This window comes from Chthonomonas sp., assembly GCF_035294505.1.
In the GTDB taxonomy this organism is placed as follows: Bacteria; Armatimonadota; Chthonomonadetes; order Chthonomonadales; family Chthonomonadaceae; genus Chthonomonas.
In genome coordinates this window covers 1-10,497 of sequence record NZ_DATGKU010000114.1, presented here as the reverse complement: position 1 = coordinate 10,497, position 10,497 = coordinate 1, and the positions used below count along the sequence as shown (strand labels likewise).

The 10,497-nt window shown below is 56.8% G+C and carries 11 protein-coding genes and 2 pseudogenes; 9 read left to right on the top strand and 4 right to left on the bottom strand.

Annotated features, from left to right (window positions below):
• The 3 genes and pseudogenes from VKV18_RS06560 to VKV18_RS06550 all read right to left on the bottom strand — a co-directional run.
• Positions 1–397 (bottom strand): annotated as a pseudogene (locus tag VKV18_RS06560) (flagellin); the annotation flags it as partial.
• A 209-nt stretch (positions 398–606) separates the two neighbouring features.
• Positions 607–1,986 (bottom strand): amidohydrolase family protein, encoded by a 1,380-nt coding sequence (locus VKV18_RS06555; RefSeq protein ID WP_324203409.1) that lies wholly within the window; start codon positions 1,984–1,986, stop codon positions 607–609.
• Positions 1,983–2,657 carry a type II secretion system protein gene (locus tag VKV18_RS06550; protein WP_324203408.1) on the bottom strand — a complete coding sequence of 225 codons (675 nt, stop codon included), beginning with the start codon at positions 2,655–2,657 and terminating at the stop codon, positions 1,983–1,985. The genes VKV18_RS06555 and VKV18_RS06550 overlap by 4 nt, the downstream gene beginning before the upstream one ends.
• Before the next feature lie 193 nt (positions 2,658–2,850).
• Between VKV18_RS06550 and VKV18_RS06545 the strand changes: the two genes are divergently transcribed.
• The 9 genes from VKV18_RS06545 to fliI all read left to right on the top strand — a co-directional run bounded on the left by VKV18_RS06545 (position 2,851) and on the right by fliI (position 10,129).
• Positions 2,851–3,012, top strand: a complete 162-nt coding sequence (locus tag VKV18_RS06545) for a hypothetical protein (protein WP_324203407.1) — start codon at positions 2,851–2,853, stop codon at positions 3,010–3,012.
• Between the two features lie 187 nt (positions 3,013–3,199).
• A complete protein-coding gene (locus VKV18_RS06540; RefSeq protein WP_324203406.1) occupies positions 3,200–3,739 on the top strand; it encodes a sigma-70 family RNA polymerase sigma factor in 540 nt (179 codons plus the stop codon).
• A gap of 106 nt (positions 3,740–3,845) precedes the next feature.
• Entirely contained in the window at positions 3,846–4,235 is a 390-nt protein-coding gene (gene flgB, locus VKV18_RS06535) for a flagellar basal body rod protein FlgB (protein WP_324203405.1), read from the top strand.
• A 34-nt stretch (positions 4,236–4,269) separates the two neighbouring features.
• On the top strand, positions 4,270–4,731 hold the full coding sequence (flgC, locus tag VKV18_RS06530) for a flagellar basal body rod protein FlgC (RefSeq protein ID WP_016482600.1): 462 nt from the start codon (positions 4,270–4,272) through the stop codon (positions 4,729–4,731).
• Positions 4,732–4,749: 18 nt separating this feature from the next.
• Positions 4,750–5,076 (top strand): flagellar hook-basal body complex protein FliE, encoded by a 327-nt coding sequence (fliE, locus tag VKV18_RS06525; protein ID WP_324203404.1) that lies wholly within the window; start codon positions 4,750–4,752, stop codon positions 5,074–5,076.
• Positions 5,077–5,140: 64 nt separating this feature from the next.
• Positions 5,141–6,805 (top strand): flagellar basal-body MS-ring/collar protein FliF, encoded by a 1,665-nt coding sequence (gene fliF / locus VKV18_RS06520; protein ID WP_324203403.1) that lies wholly within the window; start codon positions 5,141–5,143, stop codon positions 6,803–6,805.
• 23 nt (positions 6,806–6,828) lie between these two features.
• Complete coding sequence (gene fliG, locus VKV18_RS06515; protein WP_324203402.1) at positions 6,829–7,848, top strand: flagellar motor switch protein FliG; 1,020 nt, start codon at positions 6,829–6,831, stop codon at positions 7,846–7,848.
• Positions 7,848–8,753 carry a FliH/SctL family protein gene (locus tag VKV18_RS06510; protein ID WP_324203401.1) on the top strand — a complete coding sequence of 302 codons (906 nt, stop codon included), beginning with the start codon at positions 7,848–7,850 and terminating at the stop codon, positions 8,751–8,753. The genes fliG and VKV18_RS06510 overlap by 1 nt, the downstream gene beginning before the upstream one ends.
• A gap of 5 nt (positions 8,754–8,758) precedes the next feature.
• Positions 8,759–10,129 carry a flagellar protein export ATPase FliI gene (gene fliI, locus VKV18_RS06505; RefSeq protein ID WP_324203400.1) on the top strand — a complete coding sequence of 457 codons (1,371 nt, stop codon included), beginning with the start codon at positions 8,759–8,761 and terminating at the stop codon, positions 10,127–10,129.
• 25 nt (positions 10,130–10,154) lie between these two features.
• On the opposite strand, the pseudogene VKV18_RS06500 reads toward fliI, so the two are convergent.
• Positions 10,155–10,497, bottom strand: a pseudogene (locus tag VKV18_RS06500) (hypothetical protein); the annotation flags it as partial.

The window sequence follows — 10,497 nt, the reverse complement described above, 5'->3', positions numbered from 1 at the left end:
CAAACTGGGTCTGTTCGGCGATACGCTCGATGGACTGGACGGCGGAGTTGATTTGGGTTTGGTCGGCCTCGACGGCGGTGATGTCGTTGACGCCGGTGTTGGCGGCATGGACGGCGAGTTGTCGGATGTTATTGAGGAGGTTGCTGACCTCGGAGAGGGCGCCGTCGGCGGTTTTGATGAGGTTGGTAGCGTCTTGCCCGTTGGCGATGGCTTGGTTGAGGCCGGTGACTTGAGCGCGCAGGTTTTCGGAGATGATGAGGCCTGCGGGGTCATCGGCGGCGGAGTTGATGCGCAGTCCGCTGGAGAGCTTTTGGATGCTGCTGGCGACGGCATCGGAGACTTGGTTTAGGTTGTAAAGGGCGTTAAGCGCCGTTACATTGGTGTTGAGCTGTAACATAAACGATCCTCCGTGAATTTACTTTTGGCCTATTCGGCCGTTTGCCGGCCTCCTGCCGGCGAAGCGTTAGTTTAGAATCTCGAACAACCCAGTGTGTTTGTCGGGAAAGAGAGAAGTTTTGGTTGTTCCGCAATGATTTTCGGAGGATCGCCCCGTAATTTTTAGAGGGTTTTCGCGGAGCGCCGCATCAGCAAGAAAAACAACGGTCTCTAAGCACCGAGTGATGCCTGCAAACACGCCGTTAGGTGAGGCAGAGATGCAAAGAGCGGTGCTAAATCGTTTTCAGGGAAACGGTATTTCATCTCTGCATGAAGGGCGGCATCATAGCGCACGCGCCCATCAATCATCGTCAATACCACGTCGGAGGCGTGGGCTGTGTAGACCAGAGCACTATAAGGATCGTAATTTGGCATGGCATGCAGTCTATCGAGGCGCACCACGCAGAGATCGGCTCGCTTGCCCACTTCCAATGAACCAACATCCTTCAGCCCCAGCACTTGGGCTCCGCCCAACGTGGCTAGGCTTATAGCCTGCTTCGCTGTCAACGCATCTACGCGTCGGCGGGCAGCGCGCTGTAGGAGAACGGCAAAACGCATCTCCTCGAACATATCTAAAGTGTTGTTACTTACCACACTATCGGTGCCCAACCCAATTCGTGCCTCCGCCTCATGCAGAGGACAGAGGAGGGCCAGAGGGGCTACTCCGTTGCCCAGCTTCGCATTCGACTTTGGACAGTGCACCCAGGCCGCGCGTCGCTGTTGGGCAAGCACACAGTCTTTAGCCGAAACGTTCACTCCGTGCACCAAAAGCGTTTGCGCACCAATAATGCCCAAATGGTCTAGATAGGCAACAACGCTTTGGCGCGGGATATGCCAGGAGATACAGCGCTCCTTCAAACTTTGCGCCATTACCCCACGCCCCTCCAGCAACAGCTCTAGCTCCTCGCGCGACTCGGCAGCATGGATGCAAATAGGTAGCTGGTTCTGATTTGCCCAGCGGGCCAGCGCTTGAAACAAAGCCGGCCGTACGGTATAAGGCGCATGAGGAGAGATACCAACCGTCAAACGACTACCGGTGCTTTCTTTCTTTAGAGCGGCACCCTTTTGCGCCAGCTCCCGTATGGTCTCCTCGACAGACTGCTCTTCCCCAATGCCAAACACTTCCTGATAGATAACTCCGCCTAACCCAAACGTTTTTGCCGCCTCTAACGAGGCGCCGGTTGGCGTACAGTCGCCAATCGCCGTTATGCCGCCAGCCACCGCCTCCGCAGCCCCCAACATTGCGGAAATGCGCCAGTCCTCTTCAGAAAGCAGACGACTGCGCTTCACCAACTCCCGAATCCAAGCAAAAAACTCCCGGTCTTCCACAAGTCCACGGAACAGTGTGTAATCCAGATGGGTATGGGCATTAACCAGCCCCGGCAGGATTACGGCTGCACCAAAGTCGCGCCCTGTGCGCGCATCTAAAACGCCACGAGCCGGTCGCACCTCCGCGATTCGTCCCTCCTCCACCACCACCTCGCCATGGGCGATAGGAGGGTGGGTTACCGGTAACACCCAGTTAGCCCGCAAAACGACGCAGTCGCTCATAAAGGCATTGCCCAGTAGGTATTGAGCTGATCGTAGGTGATGTTTTTGGCGTGGCCGTCGGCAAAAAGTGTGTTGTAACGCCATACACGCGGAATGAGGCTGCCATGCCATTTCCCGGCGCCGTCGAAAAGCACGTTGACTTCGGCAGGGTGCTGCAACATGCTGTCGGTAGCGTGGCGTTCGGCCAACTCGGTTCGATAGTAGTAGCTCGTCCCAAACTTTGCAAAGCTAGATGGATTGGCATTGGGCGGGTTTCCGTTGGGGTCAATATAGAGGCCGGTAAAATCTTCCACATCGAACCCCGTATCGGCGGGGCAATGAAAGACCTCCTTTGACTTCGTGTAAGGAAATAAGGCCACCTGAAGCGGCGTGATGGTGGGAATTTGTGCCATAAAGCTGGGGTCGCTTCCCCAAATTTGCGGGGTATAGCGGTCGGCAGGGTCTACCATATAAGGATAGTAGCTGTCGTAATCTTGCATGTACATGCCGATGCTCAAGCCGAGCTGATGCAGGTTAGAAAGACAGGCGATCTCCCTAGCTTTTCCACGAGCGGTTAAAAAGACGGGAAAGAGGAGCGCAGCAAGTAGCGCAATAATTGCGATGACAACAAGAAGCTCAATGAGCGTAAAGGCGCTGCGGGAGGCATAGAGCGTTGTTTTTTTGTGGAACATCTCTCCACTCCTTTCAGAGCTACCGAATAAAGCTCTAATGAAATAATACTACCCTACAACACCCTTCGCCCCTGTATCATGCTTTTGAGCCGTCTTTTAACAATTTGCCAATTTCCAACGATATAGGATAGAATAAAGTTTGATGCGCGTTCGCCTGCGAACGTGCGCACTTGTTAGAAAGGAAGCTACGACGGTGGACGTGAGGCTATGCCTAAAACGGTTTGTGGTGCCGCATCGGCGTCGAACACCGCTATGGTTTAAGGTGTTCGACGGCATGGCGTTGCCTAACGGCAATGCACAACCGCGGGTCTCCGGTCCTACCGGTCGTAGCGAGCGCTCCTACTACCTCTTCTGACACTCCTCTGAGGGCGCCCCCGAAAAAGCGCCTTCTCGAAGCAAACATTGGGCGCGTGCTCCTCCCCGCTCTCACCGGTAACGGGAACGAAGCGAATTTGCGAACACTGCGACCGTTAGAGACCTCTCCCAACTCTTCATTCGTTTAGCGTTCTTTGTTTGCGTGATTTTCGAGAAGGAATTGAACTATGGAAACGGCTTTACGGGGGTGTCTCGACGCCTCTACCCAACAAAAACTCATAGATGCGATTGAACAGCGTATTGAAAGAATGGCCGCCTACTTCGGGCGTATTTCGGGCGTTGAGAGCGATGACCTGCGCCAAGAAGCTTGGGTAGCCGTTCTTGAGATGTTGCCGCGCCTTGACTTGCGTATCGGCAACCCGGAACAACACCTGCTGCAACGCGCACGATGGCGCATGCTCGACACGATTCGCGCTCACTGGCGCGCCCATACCGTGCCGATACCGGAGGGATACCTCGAATCCCCTTCCTTCGACCCAACGGCAACCTTCGATCTCATTGCCCTCATGGAGCTGCTCACCCCACTGCAGCAGCGCATTCTGCGAGCGCTTCTCGAGGGCTACACGGCGCGGGAGGTTGCAGAGATTTTGGGGTGCTCGCCGGCCAACGTGGCCTATCATGTGCGACGTATTCGCGAGGCCTACAAGTCGCTACAAGCCGAAGCGCTCGCCGCCACAGACGCCGAGCGGGGCGAAAATTCTCCCTGAGGTTCGCACTTTAGATAACCAATAATTCCGGTGAAGCCCACATTAGAACGTGGCAACCGACTTTCGTTTCTAAGGTGCTCAGCACCCACCGTAAAGGGAGAAACCCATGCTTGACATGCTCTTTGGTGGCGACGCTTTTCAGGCGGCGACAGCCGCTCTGAACGCGGCAGCCCTGCGTCAACAGGTCATCGCCAACAATCTGGCCAACGTCAATACGCCCGGCTACAAGCGTCAGGCCGTCAGCTTTGAGTCGGCTTTGCAGAGCGCCCTGGAGATACGCCATACTCCCTTCGCCGCTCTCGATCCGCACCCCATCTCCTCTATTCAACCGACCGTCTACACCGTCAACACCACAACCGACCGCACCGACGGCAACAACGTAGACCCGGAATCGGAGAGCGTGGCACTCGCCATGAATGCCATTCGCTATGATGCCCTAGCAACGGCAGTATCTCTCCAGTTTACCAATCTCAAAACCGTGATCAACGGACGCTAATTGCTAAGACATCAGCTCAAGGAGGGGAAACACCATGTCACTCGGTTCGGCAATGCAGATAAGTGCCTCAGGTCTCACTGCAGAGCGTCTGCGCCTCGATGTGATCAGCAACAACCTCGCCAATGTAGATACCACGCGCGGCCCTAACGGCCAGCCTTATCGTCGAGAGATCGTCACTTTAGCCGAACGCCAGCCCGGTGGAGATAGCTTCCATGCAATGCTCATCGCTCTGCGCGGCGGCCCCGAAGACGAAGCTCCAGGAGCCGGTGTGGAGGTGACCTCCATTCAACCGGACTACTCAACACCCTACAAAGTGATTCACGATCCGGGCAATCCGGACGCCGATGCTAACGGCAACGTGCGCATGCCCAACGTGAACCCTATTATCGAAATGGTGGACATGATCTCGGCCTCACGTGCTTACGAAGCCGACGTCACCGCCATCAACGCCGCAAAACAGATGCAGACCCGCGCCATTGACATCGGCCGCGCGTAATTGCAAGGAGAACCTCTCATGCGTATGGATGCTCCAACCCCGCTTTTTGACATTGCTCCCGCCGTGCAGCAATCGGCAGGTCTCTCTTCGGCGCCTACCGGGCTAGGAGAGACCTCCGCTCCGGCGAAGAGCTTTGGTCAATTTCTCAGTGAGGCCATCAGCGAAGTAAACCATGCTCAACTGCACGCCGATGACCTTACTGCACGCTTCGCTGCCGGTGAACCGCTCGACGTTCACCAGGTGATGATCGCCTCTCAAGAGGCCTCTGTGGCCCTCGACTTGGCCGTGCAGGTGCGTAATCGCCTGCTAGATGCCTATCAACAGATCATCAGTCTCAACGTATAGCAGCCGTGTAGCTCATTAAGAATGCAAGCGCACTGCAGAAAGGTGTAGGAAGGAAGTTATTACCGTGAACCGAGCTAGAGAATGGTGGGAACGTTTAGGCCGCACCAACCAGATTATCTTTGTCGCTGCCTCTCTGGGCACGATCATCGCGCTGATCGGCTTCCTCTCTTGGGCGAGTACCCCCGAATTCGTGCCGCTTTTCTCTAACCTCTCTGCCCAAGATGCAAACGCGATCACCGAGAAACTACAGGAGGCGCACGTCCCCTATCGCCTCACGCAGGGTGGCACGGCCATTGAAGTGCCAGCCCAAGACCACGACGAGTGGCAGATGAAACTGCTTAGTCAAAACCTGCCGGCACAATCTTCCAGCACACTCAACGGAGCCGATGACATCCTCAACTCCTCCCACATGGGCGAGCCGCAGGAGATTGAAGACCTCCGCATCCGCCGTTCTCGTGAAGACCGCATCGCACGCACCATTATGAGCATGGACGATATCGCCTCCGCAGTGGTGCACTATGCCCCGGCAGACGACAGCCCCCTATTGGTCGATCACCACGACTCTTCGGCCTCTGTGCTTCTCACCCTCAAACCCGGGCATCAGCTTTCCGACGAAAACGTGCGCGCTATCGTACGCCTCGTTCAAATGGCCTTTACCGGTCTCTCCGACAAAAACATCAGCGTGGTCGACTCCAACGGCGACCTGCTTTGGGATGGTCTTCATATGGCCGGTGGTCAGGTGGATGACCTGGAAAAACAGGCGCGCGAACAACAGATGCAAGAGCGTGCCGATCTACAAGCCGCCCTCGACAGGGCTTTAGGCCCCCATCGCTCCATCGTTTTAGTACATGAAGAGCTGAGCAACGATCAAGAAAAACGCCATATTGTAACCACCACTCCAGGCGCACCGGTCACCAAATACGATGAGACCGAGCAGCTTAACGGTCAAGGCACCGCCATCCCGCGCGCTCAGGTAGGCGCCGCCGGCAATATCGCAGCCGCACAGCCCAACGGCCCCGGCGTACCTAACTACATGGCAGCCACCACCGGCCCTAACAGCAACTACACCCATGAAACCACCACCACCACCTATCAGCCCACCACAAGCACCGTGGATACAACGGTTGCTCCGGGCCAGATCAAGCGCTTGGACGTAAGCGTTCTGCTCGATTCCTCCAAAATTCCTGCCGATCAGCTGCAATCCACCATCGCCACCGTCACCCAGATGGTGCAGACCGCTATCGGCTACGATCCCAACGACCCAACGCACTCGCGTCAAGTGGCCGTCAGCGCCGTCCCCTTCGATCACTCCACCGAGAAAGCCGAAGAGCAAGCGGCTGCGGCTGCGACCAGCGCAGCCAACATGCGCCATCTACTCGCCGTGCTTATTCCCTTCCTTATCATGGGGTTTGCGGTTTGGATGCTTGCTCGCGCTCTCCGACGGCCTGGCACCGTTGCCGAAGGCCAGTTTGCTCTGGCCGGCGGGGGCAGCCTACCGGCGGGCGCCCTTGGTTCGGCGGCACCCACCGAATCGCGCGACGGCGCCCCCGAATCGCTGCCGGGTCAGGAAGGACCTATTCCACTTGTTCCCGGTTCAAACACTCCGAAGACCTTTGAGGTTATCGAAGAGGCCTTCGATGCCAACCTCGAAAGCATTCTTCATCTCACGCGCTCCAAACCGGAGATGGTCGCCATGCTCGTGAAGAGCTGGCTCGGCGATGAAAACTAGCCTGGTTTAAGGAAAAGGAAGCTATGCCACGCGCACAAACGAACAATTTAACCAACCGTCAAAAAGCCGCCGTGCTGATGGTGGCTCTAGGCCCAGAGGCCGCCGCCCGTGTCTTTAAACATCTACGCGAGGATGAAATCGAGAACATCACTCTCGAAGTGGCCCGCTTGGGCCGAGTAAGTTCGGAAACCCGTCGCCAGATCATCGCCGAATTTCATGAGATGTGCCTCGCCCAAGAGGTCATTGCGGAAGGTGGAATCGATCAGGCCCGCAAAGCGCTTGAGGCGGCCTTTGGTGCCGATAAGGCCAATGAGGTTGTCAGCCGTGTCTCACAGGCGCTGCAGGTGATGCCCTTCGATTTTGTTAAAAAGACCGATCCTTCCCAACTGCTCTCCTTTATCGTAGATGAGCACCCGCAGACCATTGCGCTCGTTTTATCGCACTTGAACCCAAACCAAGCGGCAACGGTGCTCTCCGGCCTACCACAGGAACTGCGGGCGGAGGTTGCCCGACGCATCGCTATTATGGATCGCACCCCACCTGAGGTCATTCGAGAGATAGAGCGCGTGCTCGAACGTAAGCTTTCTACTTCGGTGGTCTCCTCGGCCCTCACTTCGGTCGGTGGTGTTAAAAGCCTCGTGGAGATACTCAACTGGGTTGACCGCACCACCGAAAAAACCATCCTCGAAAACCTTAGCGAAACCACACCCGACCTGGCCGAAGAGGTTAAAAAGCTTATGTTTGTGTTTGAGGACATCGTTCTGCTCGACGACGGCTCCATTCAAAAGGTTCTTCGGGAAGTGGATACCAAGGAGCTGGCCCTCGCCCTTAAGGGAGTGGGTGAAGAGGTACAGAACCGCATCTTCAAGAACATGAGCGAGCGTGCAGCCACCATGCTCAAAGAGGATATGGAGTTTATGGGGCCGGTGCGCCTACGCAATGTAGAAGAGGCACAACAGCGCATCGTCGGCATCATTCGCCGTCTGGAAGAGGCCGGCGAGATCGTCATTGCACGCGGCGGCGGTGAGGAGATTATCATATAATGTCAGCCGAACCTTCGCAAGCGGAAAACCTCGACTTCCGACCGCTGACGGCACCCCGTATCTCGGTAAAATCGGCACCATCTCCTACGCCCGTAAACTGGTTTCAGATGCTGGCGCCCAAGCTAGAAGACGGAGCAAGCGTGACCGTTGAATCCGTCCCCCCACCACCAACCTCCGGAGCGCACGCCACTCCCCTTCCGCTGCGACCGGTGGAGGAGATGGCCGAAGAGCTGCGCCGCCAACAGGCAAAAGCCATCACAGAACCACCCGAAATCGCCCAGATTCGCCAGGAGGCCGAGCAGGCTGCCCAGGCGCTGCTGAATGAAGCCCAAAACAGAGCCAAACTTTTGGAGGAGGAGGGCTACCGTCAAGGGTTCGAGAAGGGATATTACGACGGCAAAATCAAGGGGGAAGCAGAGGTTCGTGCCGAGCTAACCCGCCAAGCAGAGGCGGAGCGCCAAGCGCTGCGTCAAGACCTTCAAAACTTTGTTCAATCTGTGGAGGCCCAGCGTCGTCGCATTTGGGAGGAGCTGGAGCCGCAGGTGGTTCAGCTGGTTTTCGAGTTGGCGCGCAAAGTGATTAAGCAAGAGGTAGAAGCCTCTAAGGAGGTGGCGCTATCCGTCATTAAGAACGCGCTGCTACGGGTAGCCGATAGCGGCTCTCTCTGCATTCGCGTAAGCCCACGCGACCTAGAGACCGTGCGAAGCCACCGTGAGGAACTGCTCGAAATGCTCGATCATCTGCCCCATGTGGAGATCATCAGCGACCGCCGTGTGGGCGACGGCGGGTGCATTGTAGAGACGCCAAACGGTAATGTGGATGCCCGCATCGAAACCCAGCTGGCGGAGCTAAACCCCTTTTTCGACGTGCCCCCTTCGCCCCCACCTACTGAGGGAGAGGAATAGCCACGATGCAAGGAAAAATCCTTGACCTACCGCCTATCCCTCCCAATCCGGTGAACCTGGAGCGCTATCGGCAGCGCATAGCGCGCTTCGACCCGGTGCGGCAGAACGGAAAAGTGGTACAGGTCATCGGCCTTGTTATCGAGTCCAATGGCCCGCCGGCCATGGTAGGTGAGCTTTGCGACATCTACTACGACCGCGCTAATCTCTACGATCCGGCGCGCCCCCCCATCAAAGCGGAGGTGGTGGGCTTTCGTCAAGGGCGTGTGCTCCTTATGCCCATCGGCCCTATGGAGGGCATTCGCCCCGGCAGCGAGGTGGTGGCCACACGACGTCCTCTCCAAGTGATGGTGGGCGAAGGCCTGCTAGGGCGCATGCTCGATGGACTAGGATATCCCATTGATGGTGGCCCTCCCCTCGATCTTCCCGCCGTTGTCCCTGTGAACGCGAATCCACCCAACCCTCTTACGCGCCCGCGCATTTGCGAAATCCTGCAGGTAGGGGTGCGCGCTCTGGATGGATGCCTCACCGTGGGCCGAGGTCAGCGCATGGGCGTGTTTGCCGGCTCCGGTGTGGGAAAATCCACGCTGCTTGGCATGATCGCCCGCAACACCAATGCCGATGTCAACGTGATCGCCCTCGTGGGGGAGCGTGGGCGTGAGGTACGCGACTTCATTGAGGAAAGTTTAGGTACAGAGGGTCTTCAGCGGTCTGTCGTGGTCGTGGCCACATCCGATCAGCCGGCCTTGGTGCGGATTAAAGCGGCTTTCGTAGCGACCGCCATCGCCGAATACTTTCGAGACCAGGGCGCCCATGTCTTACTTATGATGGATTCGATCACGCGCCTTGCCATGGCCCAACGCGAGATTGGCCTGGCCATTGGGGAGCCGCCGGCCACGCGCGGCTACACCCCCAGCGTTTTTGCCATGCTTCCCCGTCTTCTAGAACGCGCCGGCACAGCAGAAAAAGGCAGCATCACGGGGCTATACACGGTTCTGGTGGAGGGCGACGACATGAACGAACCGGTAGCAGATGCCGTTCGCGGCATTCTCGACGGCCATATCGTGCTTACACGAGAATTGGCCCAGCGCGGCCACTATCCGGCGATAGATGTTTTGCAGAGCGTAAGCCGCGTTATGCCACAAATCGTCAGTCCAGAGCACCTTCGGGCAGCAGAACGCCTTCGAGAAACCCTCGCCACCTATCGAAACGCGGAAGACCTCATCAATATCGGTGCCTATGTGGAAGGAAGTAACCCAAAGATCGATCAGGCTCGTGCCCGCATCGAGCAGGTAAACGCTTTCCTACAACAACGTTTCAACGAGACAAGCACTCTCTCCGAAACCCTACAAACCCTCCTCAGCTGCTTTCCGGGGTAGCAGGCTATGTTTCTCTAAGGCTCAGTTACATTCTCCTCATGAGAAAGACTGTCTCCCAATAGGGATCATCACCCTGTTCCGTGCGTTTCGTAACCGCGCGATGATACTCATCCACAATCCGCAAACCGCTAAGACGAGCGATCTCCGGGTACAGGTGGAATCGGTCGTTGGCTACCACAAAGACCTTCGCATTCGGTTTTAGATAGGGCAGGAAGTTGCGAAACACCGCCGCGATGTCGTGCACATAGTCTTGCTGGGCACGACGTGATTTGCCTTTTCGCTTGGGGCCTATCTCCAACTCATCCTTTCGCGGAAAACCAAACAGTTCATAGGCGTAGATGTGCTGATCGTGATAATCTATCTGCCCT